Source organism: Paenisporosarcina sp. P5_A11, from assembly GCF_056400705.1.
Window position 1 is genome coordinate 1 of the sequence record NZ_JBFUKT010000064.1, and the last position, 16,779, is coordinate 16,779.

Genomic DNA, 16,779 nt, shown 5'->3' on the forward strand with positions numbered 1-16,779 from the left:
CAGGCAAAGGTGTTGTAAACAAAATTATTACAGAGCGCGCACTAATCGAAGTAACACCAACTGGATTAGTTTTAAAAGAAGTGTTTGAAAGTTTCACTGTTCAAGACGTCATTGATTCAACCGATGCTTCTTTAAATATCGATAACGTAAAAGAAAACGTCCAGTTTAACTAAAACGTCTAATAACATTTTCGGGGGAATTTGTTCATGGATACTAGTATTGTGTTAAGTATGATTGGCCTCCTTGGAGGATTAGCATTATTAATTTTCTTAACAATGAAAGGTGTTAACATTCTCATCGGTGGTCCAATTTCTGCGTTATTCGTTGCACTAATGAGTGGAATGCCATTATTTCCACAATTAGTTGAAGAAGGTGTTCCAAACTTTGTTACCAATTATATGACTGGGTTTACTGGATTTATTTTATCTTGGTATTTAATGTTCTTACTAGGTGCTGTTTTCGGGAAAGTGATGGAAGACAGTGGAGCTGCCGATGCAGTGGCAAAATGGATAGTTGGTAAATTAGGCATGAAATTCGCAGTTCTTGCAATCGTTATCGCATGTGCAATCCTTACATATGGCGGTGTTAGTCTGTTCGTAGTAGCGTTCTCTGTTTATCCAATGGCTATTTCATTATTCAAACAAGCAGATTTACCACGTCGTTTTATTCCAGCAACTTTAGCCCTTGGTTCAGTAACATTTACAATGACTTCTGCTGGGTCTCCTGAAATCCAAAACTGGATTCCAATGGATTACTTAGATACAACACCTTATGCAGGCTGGGAAGTAAGCTTAGTCGTTGCTGCATTCATGGCAGTATTCGGTTACTGGTGGTTGAAGAAACTTATTACTGGTGCTGTTAATAAAGGTGAACGTTTTGAAGACCGTGAAACGGATCCGAACTTTGATGTAAATCGTCCATTACCAAATCCTTTCTTAGCTATGATTCCATTGTTGGTCGTACTAGGAATTTCATTCTACTTCCATGATACATTAAAACAATCAGCTTTAATCGTGGCTTTACTTGGTGGAATTATTGCCACATTCATCGTAAGTTACCGGTATTTTAAAGATGCGTGGGGTGCAGTATCAGCTGGTACGCTAGGAGCTATGATTGCCATCGGTAACACGGCAGCTGTAGTAGGTTTTGGTGGAGTTGCAAAAGCGGTTCCAGCATTCGGTGTGGTTGTTGAAGCAATGACAAACATTCCTGGATCTCCATTAATCGGAGCGGCTGTTGCAATATCCGTTATTGCAGGTATGACTGGTTCGGCTTCTGGCGGTCAATTGATTGCATTACCGTTAATAGCACCTCATTATGTGGATCTAGGTGTTAACCAAGAAGCGTTACACCGCGTTGTAGCGATTTCGTCTGGTGCACTTGATTCTTTACCGCATAATGGATATGTTGTTACAACAATTCAATCCATTTGTGGAGAAAAGTATAGTGGAGCTTATTGGGCAGTTGCAGCAACAACAGTTGTAACCCCAGTAATCGGTGTCGCGATAGCGATTGTATTATTCTCATTGGGCTTTGGTATTTAATGAAATGTATTCAGCCGCCTAGTGCGGCTGATTTTTTTCACTAAACTACCATTGTAGACTAATGGGTATTAATATAAATAAGAGATTATCTTGCCCTAATTTAGATGCGGACGGGATTTTTCTATGGRGGGACATATAATGGTAAAAGATAAAGTTTTATTTATTACAGGTGCTGCACAAGGAATTGGTTTTGAAATCGCTAGCGAGTTTGCACAAGCTGGAGCAAAAGTAGTATTGACCGATTTGAATGAAGAAAAAGTAAAAGATGCAGCTGCGTCACTTGGCTCAAATGCAATTGGTTTAAAATGCGATGTAACAATAGAAGAGGATATTGAAAAATCAATCGATGAGACGATTGCTCATTTCGGTAAACTAGATATCTTAATAAATAATGCTGGTATGCAGCATGTAGCAATGTTGGAAGATTTCCCAACGGCACGTTTCGAACTATTGGTAAAAATCATGTTAACTGCTCCATTTATCGCCACGAAAAATGTGTTGCCACATATGCGCAAACAAGGATTTGGTCGTATTATCAACATGGCTTCAATTAATGGATTAGTAGGGTTTGCAGGTAAAGCAGCATACAACTCTGCTAAACATGGAGTGATCGGTTTAACTAAAGTTTCTGCACTCGAGACAGCAACGGACGGTATTACTGTAAATGCAATTTGCCCAGGTTATGTAGACACACCACTTGTGCGTAACCAGCTACAAGATTTAGCAATTACGCGTAACGTACCATTAGAATCTGTGCTAGAAGAAGTAATTTATCCACTCGTTCCTCAAAAGCGCTTGCTTGATGTAAAAGAGATTGCTGATTTAGCGATGTTCTTATCTAGTGAATCGGCAAAAGGGATGACTGGTCAAGCGGTTGTACTCGATGGTGGATATACGGTTCAATAAATCTTGTGCTTTTTGAAAACTTCGATTACAATGAAAAATAATAGTGTAAGACTGTGAAGAGGATTAGTACATAATCTTGTGTTTTTAGAGAGCCGACGGATGGTGCAAGTCGGTAACACAACTTATCGAACTCGCCTTGGAGTCTGCAATGGTGAAGTAGTAGTAACCGGTGCCGTTTTCCGCGATAAGGAAGCAAGTTGAGCAAATGATTTTGCTAATTTGGGTGGTACCGCGGGAGTAAATAGTAAACTCTCGTCCCTTAGTCTTTTTGACTAAGGGACGAGAGTTTTTTTTATTGCTCTATTTAGGAAAAATACAGTTATAGGACAGTATAAGAAAACATCAGCTTACACCATGTGGAAAGTTAGCTATCGTTTTTTTATCAAGAGGAGGAAAAGTATATGAATTTTAATCATCAACAAATCGAAAAGAAATGGCAAGCGTATTGGGAACAAAACAAAACATTTAAAACTGGAGAAGATTCAACAAAGCCAAAGTTCTACGCTCTTGATATGTTCCCATTTCCTTCTGGTGCAGGGTTACATGTAGGACATCCTGAAGGTTACACAGCTACTGATATTTTAAGCCGTTTTAAGCGGATGCAAGGATACAATGTTTTACATCCGATGGGTTGGGATGCATTTGGATTACCAGCAGAACAATATGCACTAGACACGGGTAACGATCCTGCAGAATTTACTGCTAAAAACATTGCGACATTTAAACGTCAAATTCAAGATCTTGGATTTTCATATGATTGGGAACGAGAAATCAATACAACAGATCCATCTTATTACAAATGGACACAATGGATTTTCTTACAACTTCATAAAAAAGGCTTGGCATATGTGGATGAAGTGGCAGTAAACTGGTGTCCTGCTCTAGGTACAGTTCTGGCAAACGAAGAAGTAATAGATGGTAAGTCTGAACGTGGGGGACACCCTGTTGAAAGACGTCCAATGAAGCAATGGATGCTTAAAATTACCGCATATGCGGATCGTTTAATAGAGGATTTGGATGACTTAAATTGGCCGGAAAGCATTAAAGACATGCAGCGTAACTGGGTGGGTCGTTCTGAAGGGGCACAAATTACTTTTAAAGTAGAAGGCACTGAACACTCGTTCAAAGCATTCACGACACGTCCAGATACAATCTTTGGCGCTACGTATGCGGTACTGGCACCTGAGCATCCTTTAGTAAAAGAACTGACATCTGAAGAAAAACGTCAAGAAGTTGCAAGTTATATCGAGACTGTGAAGTTGAAAAGTGACTTGGAACGTACAGATCTTGCGAAATCTAAAACAGGAGTATTTACAGGAGCTTACGCAATAAATCCAATAAGCGGCGAGAAAATGCCAATTTGGATTGCTGACTATGTCTTGGCTACATATGGCACTGGAGCAATTATGGCTGTTCCTGCTCATGATGATCGAGACTATGAATTTGCCAAACAATTCGACCTTCCAATTGTCGAAGTAGTAGAAGGCGGAAATATTGAAAAAGAAGCGTACGCTGGCGAAGGCAAGCATATAAACTCTGATTTCTTAAATGGACTTGATAAAATTCAAGCTATTGAAAAAGCGATTAGTTGGTTTGAAGAAAACGGTACGGGTGAAAAGAAAGTAACTTATCGTCTTCGTGACTGGCTATTTAGCCGTCAAAGATATTGGGGAGAACCAATTCCAGTTATCCACTGGGAAGATGGAACGATTACTGCTATCGATGAGGCCGAACTTCCATTAATTTTGCCGACAGCTACAGATATCAAACCAAGCGGAACAGGAGAATCACCACTAGCAAAAATTGAAGAATGGGTTAGTGTAGTTGATCCGAAAACTGGAATGAAAGGTCGTCGCGAAACCAATACAATGCCGAACTGGGCAGGTAGTTGCTGGTATTATCTTCGTTACATCGATCCCAATAACGATAAAGCAATAGCAGATCCGGAATTAATCAAGCGTTGGTTACCGGTTGATATTTATATTGGTGGAGCGGAGCACGCGGTATTACACTTGTTGTATGCTCGTTTCTGGCACAAAGTATTGTATGACATTGGCGTTGTTCCAACAAAAGAGCCATTCCAAAAATTATTTAACCAAGGGATGATTTTGGGAGAAAATAACGAAAAAATGTCTAAGTCTAAAGGGAACGTTGTAAATCCTGACGACATCGTAGAAAGCCACGGAGCCGATACACTTCGTTTATACGAAATGTTCATGGGACCACTGGATGCATCAATCGCTTGGTCAGAAAATGGTCTAGATGGCGCTCGTCGATTCTTGGATCGTATTTGGCGCTTATTCATGAACGAAGACGGTTCTGTTAGCAGTAAAATTGTTGCTTCAAAAGATGGCCAACTTGAAAAAGTTTATCATCAAACAGTGAAAAAAGTGACAGAGGATTTTGAAGGAATTCGTTTTAATACAGCGATTTCACAAATGATGGTCTTTATCAATGAAGCCTATAAATCACCACAAATACCCGTTGAATTTGCAAAAGGATTTGTTCAACTCCTAGCTCCTATAGCACCACATTTGGCAGAAGAGCTGTGGGAAAAACTTGGAGGAACAGAAACAATTTCTTATGTGCAATGGCCGACATTTGATGAATCCAAATTAGTGGAAAATGAAATTGAAATGGCGATTCAATTCAATGGAAAAGTTCGTACTAAAATTGTAGTGAGTAAAGATTTCACTAAAGATGAGTTAGAAAAGGCCGTACTTGCAGATTCGCGTGTTATTGAAATTCTTGAAGGTAAAGGAATTAAAAAAGTAATTGCTATTCCAGGTAAACTAGTGAATATCGTGGTCGGCTAATGGAACCCATATATATAGTCGTCTTACTTATCTTAGTCGCATTTTCATGGAAACTATTTACGATTTTACGTCATCCGGAAATTTCACTACCCAATAAACGAATGGCGGTTAGTGTATTTATCATTTCAGTAATCTCATTCGCTATTGCCTTATATTTTGCAGGATAACAGGAAACCCCAGTCACTATTTATTGTGACTGGGGTTTTATTATTGTTGGGTATTTTCCGAAGCYATTTTAATGACTGTATAATAATTAATTTGAATCCACTTGTAATTAATCCCATAGTTCAGTTGCAGCGTCCGATTTTCCCTAAATCTGAACAAGTTTAAAAAGTGTCTATTTTTTGTTATCCAAAGTAAAAACCAAATAGGATGAAGGGGAGCGAAGGACACACACCCGCCACAGGATTATCTTTGGAAACGAGAAAGGAGCGGAGTGACAAAAAGTCACTTCGCTCCTTACTTTAATCTCTAGATTATGTTGTAGCAGCATTCGTATCTAAAGTACGTTATCACAATTAATTAATCAATACTCCACTGGTTCATATGGAATAGTTTTCGCATGTAACGCGGCGCTCATACCAGCGATTTTGCCGGTTACAAGTGCAGATGTAATGTTGTAACCACCTGTATAGCCATGAATATCTAAAATTTCGCCACACAAATACAATCCTGGTTTTTTCTTTGAAGCCATTGTTTTTGGTTCGATTTCTTTTACAGATATACCGCCACCTGTTACAAAAGCTTTTTCAAGCGGTTGAGTTCCATTTACTTTCATCGTAAAGGATACTAATAATCCAGCTAATACACGTACTTTTTCATTTGATAAATTAGCGCCAATTTCATTTGGCTCGATGCCTGCTCGAGTAAGCAGAAATAATAACCAACGCTCGGGAGCTATACCTTTCCAAACGTTTTTTACTGATTTTTTCGCATCTTCTTTCATGATCTTAACTAACATTTGGAAAGCAGATTCAGCGTTGTCATTTGGTAGCGAGTTAATCACCACATCAACGGGCTTAGTGCCGTTTTTCATACGTTCTTTCACGACAAATTGACTGCAACGTAAAATCGCAGGGCCACTTAAACCAAAATGTGTAAATAACATGTCCATTTGATGTGTAACGAGCACTTTTCCTTTTTTATTTAAAACAGATACAGCTACATCACGCAGGGCTAATCCTTGGAGTTCTGTTGATCGAATAAACTGTTCATCTGACAATAATGGAACCTCGGTTGGATACAAAGGAGTGACCGTATGTCCTGCTCGTTCAGCCCAAGGGTATCCATCACCAGTTGATCCAGTTTGAGGTACCGCTTTTCCACCAACAGCTAAAACAAGTGCCTTACTCAATAATTCTTCGCCATTCTTTAACTTTACACCGAGAATTTTTTCATCATTCATCAAAAGCTTAGCAACAGGTCGTTCAAAAAGAACATCTACGTGTAGCTTTTCTAACTGACGAACCAACGTATCCACGACGTCTTGGGCACGATTTGAGACAGGGAACATGCGTCCATGATCTTCTTCTTTTAATTCAACACCTAAACCTTCAAAGAAGGTAATAATATCTTCATTGTTAAAAACAGAGAATGGACTATATAAAAATCGACCATTTCCAGGAATATGTTTGACGATTTCTTCTTGAGTCAGCCGATTAGTAACATTACATCGACCGCCACCAGAAATGGCCAATTTTTTTCCGAGTTTTTTTCCTTTTTCTAAAAGTAATACCTTTTTGCCAATTTCACCAGCAGCAATAGCTGCCATTAATCCAGAGGGACCGCCTCCGACAATAATCACATCATACATATACATACACACTTTCTCTTTTTTCTTTATTATAAACTATTTGTGGTTTTCATGTCCGAAGGGTAGAATATCCTGTAGGTTAAAAATTTAGATGTCAGGAAGTTAAACATGTCAAATAATTTATATAAAGGTACGGCCATTCTGACGATTGGTCTATTCCTCTCGAAAATATTAGGGGTTATTTATATCATCCCATTTTACTCGATGGTTGGAGAAGAGAATATTGGGCTGTACCAATATGCATATATTCCATACAATCTTATGCTAGCAGTAGCGATTTCCGGTGCGCCTTTGGCTTTTTCAAAGTTTGTTTCCAAATATAATTCTTTAGGGGATTATGAAACAGGCAGAAGATTATTAAAATCCGGTTTAATGGCGATGATTGTCACAGGATTCCTATCGTTTTTGTTTTTATATTTCTTTGCGGAACCACTTGCAAGGGTTACCATCGCTGAAGATGAGAAAATATATTCGGTTGGAGACGTGACGGATGCCATTCAATGGGTTAGTTTTGCATTGATTGCTGTTCCTTTTATGAGTTTGCTTCGAGGCTTCTTCCAAGGGTATAATTCCATGATGCCAACAGCATCTTCTCAGTTGATTGAACAAATCGTACGGATTATCTTTTTACTTGGGGGCACTTTCCTGGTCTTGAACGTTTTTGGTGGAACACCAAAAGAAGCCATTCAAGTAGCTGTACTATCCGCATTTGTCGGTGCACTTGGCGGTATAGTCGTGCTGTATTATTATTGGCGGAAAAAGAAACCGGAATATGACAATTTACTTGAAATATCTACAGCTTCTTACGATGTGAATTTAAAAGATATGTATAAAGAAATTTTGGTTTATGCAATTCCGGTAGTATTTTTGGGAATTGCTAATCCACTGTTCCAATTTGTGGATTTATTAACATTCAATCGTGCAATGAGTGAGGCAGGACATTCCCTGAAAACCGATTATTTGGGTATTCTGAATCTCACGGCACATAAATTGGTTATGATTCCTGTCATGCTTGCGACTGGATTCTCCATGGCACTGATACCTATGGTAACTAAATATTTCACGACCAATGAGCATAAGCAATTGTCACGAACGCTTGATCAGACATTCCAAATCCTATATTTCCTTACTATGCCTGCTGTGATTGGAATGACGGTTCTGGCTCCTGAACTCTATCACTTATTCTATGAACAAAGTGCAGTAGGCTCAGATATTCTGGCGCATTACTTGCCTGTTGCCATTCTATTCAGTCTGTTCCCTGTAACTGCTGCCATTTTACAAGGTATCAATCAACAGAGATGGATCATTCTCAACTTGTTGGTTGGATTATTAATTAAATTGGCGTTGAACATTCCGTTAATCAGCATGTGGGAAACGAACGGTGCTATTGCAGCGACGATTATAGGATACAGTGTTGCAATTTTTATGAACTTTGCTGTATTGGTGGTAACGCAAAACTACCGTTCCATTTTATTGGTAAGAAGAATCGCACTTATTACCTTGATAAACGTAGCGATGTTAATTGCCGCTGTCATCACTCGCATGTTGCTAATTCAAATCATGCCTGCCGAATCTAAATTCGGGGCTATGTTGATTATCTTAATTGTAGGTGCAATTGGCGCACTAGTTTATGGAACCATTGCCCTTCGTTTGGGAATTGCGCAGAAATTATTTGGTGAACGATTAACGAAATATACGAAGAAATTTGGTTTGTAAGGTGGTCGTTTCATGAGGTTAGATAAATTACTTTCTAATATGGGGTATGGTTCAAGAAAAGAAGTAAAAATTTTGTTGAAATCAAAAGCTGTAGAAGTGAATGGATTGGTGGCAAAAGATGTGTCCTTGCATGTCGACACAGATGCCGATGAAATTTTAGTTTTGGGTGAAAAAGTGGTTTATACAGAATTTATTTACTTAATGATGAATAAACCACCAGGTGTCATTTCGGCTACGGAAGATAAACACGACCAAACTGTTATTGACTTGCTGGATCCATTAGCCCAACATTTTAAGCCGTTCCCTGTGGGACGCTTAGACAAAGATACTGAAGGGTTGTTAATTTTAACGAATGACGGGCACTTAACTCATCAATTGTTATCGCCCAAAAAACATGTACCGAAATTATATTTTGCCGTAATAGAAGGTAGAGTAACTGAAGATGATGTAAATAAGTTTAATGAAGGTGTCACACTGGATGACGGTTATTTTACGAAACCAGGGGAGTTGACAATCCTTTCAAGTGGAGATGTTTCTGAAATTGAGTTATCCATTATGGAAGGGAAGTTCCACCAAGTGAAACGAATGTTTGAATCAGTTGGCAAAAAAGTGACGTATTTAAAACGCATGCGTATGGGTTCACTTCAATTGGATGAAACTTTAGAGCTTGGGGATTATCGCCATTTAACAGAGGATGAGTTAGATGCATTACAGCAAAAAGAATGACCGAGATTTTTCGGTCATTCTTTTTTGTTATGAAAAAAATTTCTAAGATGTCATTCTTACACGCTTGCTCGTCGTTGTCCAACTGCCTCGACTTGGACTGCTTACCAAGTCATTAAAGGCTAACACGTTCAAATCTCTTTGAACGGTGCGAGGAGTGATGCCAAATTCATCGACTAAATCTTGTGTCGTTACAATTCCGTGATCTCGGATGTACATATACACGTCCTTAATACGATTAAGCATCCGATCAGTAGTTGGTTTCATGTGTTGAACCACTCCTTCATCTTATAATCTCTTGGCAAAGACTAGCGGACGACAATGAGTCAAAACAGACTCAGTTAATTGAATAGAGTGCCTTTAGACAGCCCCTTTTCTAATTGGTGGTCAGGTTACTGTTGTCTGACAATTCAATTATAAAATAAACTACTGAATTTTTCTAGCATAATATCATAATTTTACAGAGTCTTAACAATTACCTGGCAAAAAAACGAACGAAGAACCAATGTTTTATATATATTGTTCGGTAATTGAAAAAAGTTAATTGCCCCCTATGAATTTTTGTTGAAAGGTGTAGAATAACTTTAAGAAAGTGGCAGGAGGAATTTAAGCGTGATTAATTGGATGGAAGAAGCGAAAAAAAAGCAAGATGAACTATTATCAGAGTTACAACAACTTATCCAAATTCCAAGTGTACTGGATGAAGAACAATCTTCGAGTGCGCAGCCGTTTGGACCTGAGCCACTTAAAGCGTTAGAGTGGATGCTTCAAAAAGGGCAAGAAGCTGGAATGACAATTAAAAATGTTGATCAAATGGCTGGTCATATTGAAATGGGAGAAGGCGACGAACTTCTTGGTATTTTAGGTCATGTAGATGTCGTCCCTGCTGGCAAAGGATGGACGTATCCCCCTTTTGAAGGACATATTGAAAATGATCGCTTATATGGCAGAGGTGCCATAGACGACAAAGGTCCAACAATGGCAGCTTGGATGGCCATGAAATTAGTCAAAGAAGCGGGAATTCCGTTGAACAAACGGGTACGATTGATCATTGGGACGGATGAGGAAAGTGGTTTCCGTTGTGTGACACGCTACTTTGAAAAAGAAGAAATGCCCCATATCGGGTTTGCTCCAGATGCTGATTTTCCTATCATTAATGCGGAAAAAGGAATTGCAACTTTACGATTTACGACAACTAAGCTGGCTGAAAATGAACAATTGCATTCATTCCAATCAGGGACACGTACAAATATGGTTCCTGATTTAGCGACAGCTGTTGTTCATGTGGACCACGAAACACTTGGGAATGATTTTGAACAATTTAAAAAGCAGCATGATTTGAAAGGTTCTTCGACATTCGAAAAAGATGTGGTAGTACTAACTTTAGAAGGAAAGTCTGCACATGCAATGGAACCTAATGAGGGTGTTAATGCCGGAGTTTATTTAGCTGAATTCTTAAAAGGCATTGTAACAACAACTGGTTCAAAAACATTTGTAGATTTTGTTGCCAATTCTTTCTTACATGACTCAAGAGGACATGCATTTGCTTTAAACTATCAAGATGAAATGTCGGGGGACACAACATTAAACGCAGGAATTCTTGCATTTAATCCTACACTTGGTGGAACAGTAGATGTGAGCTTACGTTATTCGGTATCGTATGATTTTGATAAGAATGTGACAAAGTGTCAGGCACTTTTAAGAGAAAATATGATTTCTGTAGATGTGGTATCAAATTCAAAACCGCATTACATCGAAGAATCTGATGAGCTGATCCAAAGTTTGTCACGTGTGTATGAGCGTCAAACAGGTGAAACAGCAACATTGCTTTCAATTGGTGGTGGAACATATGCACGTGTGCTTAAAAAAGGAGTAGCATTCGGAATGTTGTTTCCAGGTGAGAAAGATGTAGCACACCAGGTAGATGAATTTGTTGATATTCCAAATTTAGTCAAAGCTGTAGCGATCTACGCAGATGCGATTTGCGAACTTGCTTCAAATCAATCATAGAAAGAAGGAGTATCAATGAATTGGGTTCTATGGAATAATCGACTAGTAAAAGATGGTGACATTCATTTGTCTAAAGAAGATCGCGGTTATCAATTCGGAGACGGCATTTATGAAGTCATTCGAGTTTATGACGGCAACATGTTTACTGCAAAAGAACATATTAATCGTTTTTACAACAGTGCGGATAAAATTAAGTTAGTAGTACCTTTTACAAAAGACGTTTTTCATAAAATGTTGTACGAACTTATTGAAGCAAATGAGGTCACTACAGGCCAAGTGTACGTGCAAATTACCCGCGGAGCTTCTCCACGTCAACACCAGTTTCCAACAGATGCAGTAGAGCCTGTTCTGACTGCTTACACTAAAGAAGTAGAACGTCCTGTTTCGCAGATGGCAAATGGTGTATCAGCTAGAACAGTTGAGGATGTCCGTTGGTTGCGTTGTGATATTAAGAGTTTGAACTTACTCGGTAATGTAATGGCAAAACAAGAAGCACATGAAGCGGGTTGCTTCGAAGCTCTCTTACATAGAGGAGATTCAATTACAGAAGGTTCTTCTTCAAATATGTACGGTATTAAAGACGGTGTGCTTTACACACATCCGGTTACAAATTTAATTTTAAATGGGATAACACGCAGCGTTATTTTAGAATGTTGTAAAGAAATTGGCTTACCGGTAGTGGAAGAATCCATGTCACTGTCAACTTTATTTTTAAATGACGAATTCTTTATGTCTTCAACCACTGCAGAAATTATGCCTATAATTATGATTGATGGCAAAAAAGTAGGTAATGGTTTGCCAGGACTCTGGACAAAAAAATTACAGACCGCATTAGAAGCAAAAATTCATCAAGCTGTTCATGTATAAATTTCTAGCCTCTCTACTCTAGTAGAGGGGTATTTTTTTTGCTTTTTTTGCGTTAAACTGAACGATATAAATAAGGTGGTGTATGGTTTGCAACATTATTTTATCGGTGTTAAATTACCTGAAGGTTTAGCTAGGCATCTAGTGGATTCTCAAAAAGAGTGGCATTTAGAACTTTCTCATAAAACACTGCCAGTCGCTGAAGATTTACATATAACGCTTGTTTATTTAGGGGCAGTTGAAGCTGAAGTGTTAACAGAACTAATAAGTGAATTAAATGAACTCAATGAAGTGATTCCTGCCATAGATCTTAAGTTATCTGGAGTGTCAACTTTCGGGAACCCATCAACACCAAGGGTGATTTACGCGTCAATTGAAGAACAACCCATGTTGCATAAATTACAACATGCCGTTCTAGAAAAGTGTCTTGCACTATCATTACGAGTAGATCAAAAATCGTTCGTTCCACATATTACGATTGCAAAAAAGTGGAGTGGGAAATTAGATGTTTTTTCAAAAGTAATGTCGATCGAGCAAACGTCATTTACTATGAAAGATTTTTCTATTTACTCTATTAATCCGGGGAAAGTTCCATCATATAAACCCATCCATACAATTTATTTAGAGGACTTAACAACATGAAAACAACGTTTATCGTTAATCCCACAGCTGGCAATGGAACATCGCTTAAGCGTTGGGAGAAATTCAAGGAAAAGTTAGATTTCACCWACGAAGTTTATATGACCTCTAGTCCTAAGCATGCCACTTCATTAGCTAAAACTAGTGCCCAAAGTGAAGAGCACCAGTTGTTGATTGCATTTGGAGGAGATGGTACCGCTCATGAAGTAATAGAAGGTGTACTCGATTTCCCGAATTGCATCGTGGGTGTAATCGGTGCTGGGTCAGGCAACGACTTTGGACGTGGATTTCCTTCATTTCACCAAGCGGAAGAAGTAAATCTGTACGTTCGAACTCTTGGCGAGACCCTTGACATGGATATTGGCTATGTCGTTACACAAAAACAAAGCTTTACCTTTGTGAATAATGCAGGGATTGGTTTCGATGCCTATGTAGCGTACCAAGTGAACAAATCAGCAGTAAAGAAAACCTTGAATAAGTTCAGTTTAGGCAAATTAGCGTATACTTTTTTTGTCTTGAAAACATTAGTAACGTTTAAACGCTTTACGTTAACAGTAGAATCTCCAAACCAGATCCAAACATTTGAAAAGGTTTGGTTCGCCACCGTTAGCAATCAACCTTTTTTTGGTGGTGGAATGAAAATTTCTCCACAGTCTAATCCTGCCGATGGGAAAATTGAAATCACATTGGTTCATCATTTATCTCGAATTAAACTTTTGCTAGTTTTCGCATCGGTTTTCTTAGGCAAACATACTTCATTTAAGGGAGTGCATCAGCTGTCATCTACTACGTTTAAATTAACTACGAATGAATTTGCCTATCGCCACACCGACGGGGAGTATGCAAATCAAACCATTCCAAATGTTGCTGAGGAGTTCACTGTTCAATCAAAGAAATGGCAGATTACAAGTTTAGTAATAACTTGACGATATCAAATAATTCAATGATAATATAATTTCGAAAAGCAAGTATGAAAGTAGGCATAATTGAATGAGATTACGAAATAAACCATGGGCAGAAGATTTTATTAATGCTCACCCACATATCGTTATTCCAAATCCAGAAGATTTCAAAGGAAATTGGAATGCACTTTTTAAAAATGACAATCCTCTTCACATTGAAGTGGGAACCGGTCGAGGTCAATTCATAACAGGAATGGCAAAAGCTAATCCAGATATCAACTACGTTGGAATCGAGTTGTATGATAGTGTTATCGTTTCGGCACTTGAAAATGCACTTGAAGCTGGAACTTTACCAAACTTGAAATTGATTAAAATAAATGGAGAACATTCGGCGAAATTCTTTCAAAAGAATGATGTGAGTCGAGTATATTTGAATTTTTCAGATCCATGGCCAAAAGATCGACACGCTAAAAGACGTTTGTCTCACGAAAACTTCTTAAAATTATATGAATCATTTTTGATCGATAATGGGGAAGTTCACTTTAAAACAGACAATCGCGGACTCTTTGAATTTTCTTTAGTGAGTATGTCTGAATATGGCATGTTATTGAAATATGTATCACTAGATTTACATGCAAATATGCCTGAAGACAACATCATGACGGAATACGAAGAAAAATTTTCTTCAAAAGGGCACCCTATTTACCGTTTAGAATCACAATTCGTGACCAAATAATTAACGAGTTTTTGAAAGTGTAAGCACTAAGCAGATGCTGTAAGATATCATTTCTTAGTTAATATCATAGGAAAACGCCACTCAATCAAGAGATTGTCGTGGCGTTTTTTGTTACACTAAATATACGAAAAAGGGGAGGGTTTAATATGGATCAATATAAATTTCACGAAATGACCTTAATATGGTTAAACGGTGGTTACACTCAATTAGATGGGGGTTCAATGTTTGGTGTGGTACCAAAATCTTTGTGGTCAAAAAGATATCCTGCAAATGAATTAAATCAAATCGACTTAAGTACCGATCCGATTTTAATTCAATTTGAAGGAAAAACCTTTTTAATAGACACAGGTGTGGGAAATAAAATGGACGAAAGACAGCTAAGAAATAATGGAGTAAGAAAGCAATCCCAACTCGAGGATTCTTTAGCTTCATTAGGATTGCTTGCTGAAGACATTGACTATGTACTAATGACACATATGCACGCGGATCATGCGAGTGGTTTGACGAAGTTAGAGAATGAACAATATATTTCGACGTTCCCAAATGCGAAAATTCTTCTATCTTCTACTGAGTGGAATGAAGTACGTCAACCAAATATTCGTTCAAGAAATACATATTGGAAAGAAAATTGGGAAGCTATTCAATCACAAGTTGAAACATTTGAAAATGAACTTGAAGTATTTCCGGGTATTCGCATGATCCATACAGGAGGACATAGCGATGGCCACAGCATAATCAAGTTAGAACAAAATGGAGAGATCATCATTCATATGGGTGATATTATGCCGACTCATGCACATCAAAATCCATTATGGGTGTTGGCTTACGATGATTACCCTATGACTTCTGTTTTTGCAAAAGAAAAAATAATGCCCGAAGCATTAGCAAACGGTTATTCATTTATTTTCTATCATGACGCATTTTTCCGTTTAATAAAATGGAATGAAACAGGAAAAGAAATCATCGAGAAAGTAGAACGGTCACACAATTAATACGTTGGCCATCTGGAATTTCTGAGCTATGTAAATCGCTTTATTAACATGGTTTCCGGGTAGCTTAGGAAAGCATCATGGCACCATAACTGAATAAATTAACGAGAGGGAGGTGTGACATTGTCACGCCTCCCCCTTACATTTAAATCCTACCGCGCGTATGCTTTCGTCGCTCCCCTTCAACCTTCTAAAGATTCCCCGAGTTAAGACGCCGAAAATCATTTGGTTTTAATTTTTAGGTATTGTAAACACAGAAGTCACGATGATTTTATAAGTAAAATAATAGTGGTAAGTTAATTACTCCAATTAATGAAACATATCATTCATTAAGAACGTATTAATATTTATAATACCTTCTTGAACTAACGTGGTTAGTTGTATAATAAAATTAGAATTTTTCCTGTAAATGTAAAATCGTAAGGTAACTTTAGGTTCAAACAAGAGGGAGTGGGAGAATGTTTCCTATATTAGAAACAGAACGATTAATTTTCAGAGAACTTACTGAATATGACGCATTAGATATATTTAATTGTTTCTCTAATGCAGATGTATTACGTTATTACGGACAAAATCCATTAACAAGTATAGATCAGGTGAAACATATTGTCAGGAATTTTTCGAAGAATTACAATGAAAAACGTAGTATTAAATGGGGAATTGAAATGAAAGGAACGGCTGGTATTATCGGGACAATCGGGTTTCAAGAGTGGTCTCCTGAACATAAGAGAGCAGATATAAGCTATGCACTTTTTCCTGAACATTGGGGCAATGGATTTGCAACTGAAGCTGTTTCTAAAGTGATTTCCTATGGCTTTAAAGAGCTTGGTTTAATGCGTATTGGAGCAGTTGTTTTTGTTGAAAATAAAGCATCAAATAAGTTGTTAATAAAATTAGGCTTTGTAAAAGAAGGAATTTTGAGAAATTATATGTATCAAAATAATCTTGCATTTGATACGAATATTTATTCTTTGTTAAAGTGAAAACCAGCGTGAAATACAAAATAAAAATCGAACAAACGGGTGCGATGCTTTAACAAGGCACCGCCTTTTTTTGTGTGATTAACGAGAAGATTGTGAAGTATTATACTTAAAAGAACGTGTGCAAGAGTAATGGAGGGC

At 37.9% G+C, this 16,779-nt stretch carries 15 protein-coding genes, 1 pseudogene and 1 other annotated feature; of the genes and pseudogenes, 14 read left to right on the top strand and 2 right to left on the bottom strand.

Translation table 11 applies throughout. The features are described 5' to 3' along the window. The 5 genes and pseudogenes from AC1DOS_RS10630 to AC1DOS_RS10650 form a co-directional block, all read left to right on the top strand. Positions 1-173 (top strand): annotated as a pseudogene (locus AC1DOS_RS10630) (succinyl-CoA--3-ketoacid-CoA transferase); the annotation flags it as partial. Between the two features lie 48 nt (positions 174-221). Beyond that, positions 222-1,544 (top strand): GntP family permease, encoded by a 1,323-nt coding sequence (locus AC1DOS_RS10635; protein ID WP_199224133.1) that lies wholly within the window; start codon positions 222-224, stop codon positions 1,542-1,544. Positions 1,545-1,682: 138 nt separating this feature from the next. Then, positions 1,683-2,450: a 3-hydroxybutyrate dehydrogenase gene (locus AC1DOS_RS10640; RefSeq protein WP_477537478.1), complete on the top strand. Its 768-nt coding sequence runs from the start codon at positions 1,683-1,685 to the stop codon at positions 2,448-2,450. 44 nt (positions 2,451-2,494) lie between these two features. Continuing rightward, positions 2,495-2,713: a binding site (T-box leader), on the top strand. Positions 2,714-2,851: 138 nt separating this feature from the next. Beyond that, positions 2,852-5,266, top strand: coding sequence for a leucine--tRNA ligase (gene leuS / locus AC1DOS_RS10645; protein ID WP_477537479.1), 2,415 nt, complete (start codon positions 2,852-2,854; stop codon positions 5,264-5,266). Beyond that, positions 5,266-5,433, top strand: a complete 168-nt coding sequence (locus tag AC1DOS_RS10650; RefSeq protein WP_477537480.1) for a hypothetical protein — start codon at positions 5,266-5,268, stop codon at positions 5,431-5,433. Before leuS ends, AC1DOS_RS10650 begins: the two co-directional genes overlap by 1 nt. Positions 5,434-5,792: 359 nt before the next feature. Here AC1DOS_RS10650 and AC1DOS_RS10655 read toward each other — a convergent pair whose 3' ends face one another. After that, a complete protein-coding gene (locus tag AC1DOS_RS10655) occupies positions 5,793-7,079 on the bottom strand; it encodes a BaiN/RdsA family NAD(P)/FAD-dependent oxidoreductase (RefSeq protein ID WP_477537486.1) in 1,287 nt (428 codons plus the stop codon). A gap of 108 nt (positions 7,080-7,187) precedes the next feature. Here AC1DOS_RS10655 and AC1DOS_RS10660 point away from each other — a divergent pair, with 108 nt between their 5' ends. Together AC1DOS_RS10660 and AC1DOS_RS10665 are read left to right on the top strand one after the other, a co-directional pair. Beyond that, positions 7,188-8,795, top strand: coding sequence for a putative polysaccharide biosynthesis protein (locus tag AC1DOS_RS10660; protein WP_477537481.1), 1,608 nt, complete (start codon positions 7,188-7,190; stop codon positions 8,793-8,795). A gap of 12 nt (positions 8,796-8,807) precedes the next feature. Continuing rightward, positions 8,808-9,521: a pseudouridine synthase gene (locus AC1DOS_RS10665; RefSeq protein WP_477537482.1), complete on the top strand. Its 714-nt coding sequence runs from the start codon at positions 8,808-8,810 to the stop codon at positions 9,519-9,521. A gap of 42 nt (positions 9,522-9,563) precedes the next feature. On the opposite strand, the gene AC1DOS_RS10670 is transcribed toward AC1DOS_RS10665, so the two are convergent. Beyond that, complete coding sequence (locus AC1DOS_RS10670) at positions 9,564-9,785, bottom strand: DeoR family transcriptional regulator (RefSeq protein WP_108587446.1); 222 nt, start codon at positions 9,783-9,785, stop codon at positions 9,564-9,566. A gap of 348 nt (positions 9,786-10,133) precedes the next feature. Here AC1DOS_RS10670 and pepV point away from each other — a divergent pair, with 348 nt between their 5' ends. From pepV to AC1DOS_RS10705, 7 genes are all read left to right on the top strand, one after another. Beyond that, positions 10,134-11,528: a dipeptidase PepV gene (gene pepV / locus AC1DOS_RS10675; protein WP_477537487.1), complete on the top strand. Its 1,395-nt coding sequence runs from the start codon at positions 10,134-10,136 to the stop codon at positions 11,526-11,528. A gap of 15 nt (positions 11,529-11,543) precedes the next feature. Next, positions 11,544-12,395 (top strand): D-amino-acid transaminase, encoded by an 852-nt coding sequence (gene dat, locus AC1DOS_RS10680; RefSeq protein WP_477537483.1) that lies wholly within the window; start codon positions 11,544-11,546, stop codon positions 12,393-12,395. Positions 12,396-12,473: 78 nt separating this feature from the next. Continuing rightward, positions 12,474-13,034 (top strand): RNA 2',3'-cyclic phosphodiesterase, encoded by a 561-nt coding sequence (gene thpR, locus AC1DOS_RS10685; RefSeq protein WP_477537488.1) that lies wholly within the window; start codon positions 12,474-12,476, stop codon positions 13,032-13,034. Further along, positions 13,031-13,957 (top strand): diacylglycerol/lipid kinase family protein, encoded by a 927-nt coding sequence (locus tag AC1DOS_RS10690; protein ID WP_477537484.1) that lies wholly within the window; start codon positions 13,031-13,033, stop codon positions 13,955-13,957. The genes thpR and AC1DOS_RS10690 overlap by 4 nt, the downstream gene beginning before the upstream one ends. A gap of 64 nt (positions 13,958-14,021) precedes the next feature. Beyond that, a complete protein-coding gene (gene trmB, locus AC1DOS_RS10695) occupies positions 14,022-14,669 on the top strand; it encodes a tRNA (guanosine(46)-N7)-methyltransferase TrmB (RefSeq protein WP_108587442.1) in 648 nt (215 codons plus the stop codon). Between the two features lie 146 nt (positions 14,670-14,815). After that, positions 14,816-15,661 (top strand): YtnP family quorum-quenching lactonase, encoded by an 846-nt coding sequence (locus AC1DOS_RS10700; RefSeq protein WP_477537485.1) that lies wholly within the window; start codon positions 14,816-14,818, stop codon positions 15,659-15,661. Positions 15,662-16,116: 455 nt separating this feature from the next. After that, positions 16,117-16,641 (top strand): GNAT family N-acetyltransferase, encoded by a 525-nt coding sequence (locus AC1DOS_RS10705; protein WP_108587440.1) that lies wholly within the window; start codon positions 16,117-16,119, stop codon positions 16,639-16,641. The last annotated feature ends 138 nt before the right edge of the window (positions 16,642-16,779 follow it).

Bases quoted from the DNA above. Each gene is read 5' to 3' on its own strand.
- AC1DOS_RS10640 (WP_477537478.1), top strand. From the start codon at position 1,683: ATGGTAAAAGATAAAGTTTTATTTATTACAGGTGCTGCACAAGGAATT.
- leuS (WP_477537479.1), top strand. From the start codon at position 2,852: ATGAATTTTAATCATCAACAAATCGAAAAGAAATGGCAAGCGTATTGG.
- AC1DOS_RS10650 (WP_477537480.1), top strand. From the start codon at position 5,266: ATGGAACCCATATATATAGTCGTCTTACTTATCTTAGTCGCATTTTCA.
- AC1DOS_RS10655 (WP_477537486.1), bottom strand. From the start codon at position 7,079: ATGTATGATGTGATTATTGTCGGAGGCGGTCCCTCTGGATTAATGGCA.
- AC1DOS_RS10660 (WP_477537481.1), top strand. From the start codon at position 7,188: ATGTCAAATAATTTATATAAAGGTACGGCCATTCTGACGATTGGTCTA.
- AC1DOS_RS10665 (WP_477537482.1), top strand. From the start codon at position 8,808: ATGAGGTTAGATAAATTACTTTCTAATATGGGGTATGGTTCAAGAAAA.
- AC1DOS_RS10670 (WP_108587446.1), bottom strand. From the start codon at position 9,785: ATGAAACCAACTACTGATCGGATGCTTAATCGTATTAAGGACGTGTAT.
- dat (WP_477537483.1), top strand. From the start codon at position 11,544: ATGAATTGGGTTCTATGGAATAATCGACTAGTAAAAGATGGTGACATT.
- trmB (WP_108587442.1), top strand. From the start codon at position 14,022: ATGAGATTACGAAATAAACCATGGGCAGAAGATTTTATTAATGCTCAC.
- AC1DOS_RS10700 (WP_477537485.1), top strand. From the start codon at position 14,816: ATGGATCAATATAAATTTCACGAAATGACCTTAATATGGTTAAACGGT.
- AC1DOS_RS10705 (WP_108587440.1), top strand. From the start codon at position 16,117: ATGTTTCCTATATTAGAAACAGAACGATTAATTTTCAGAGAACTTACT.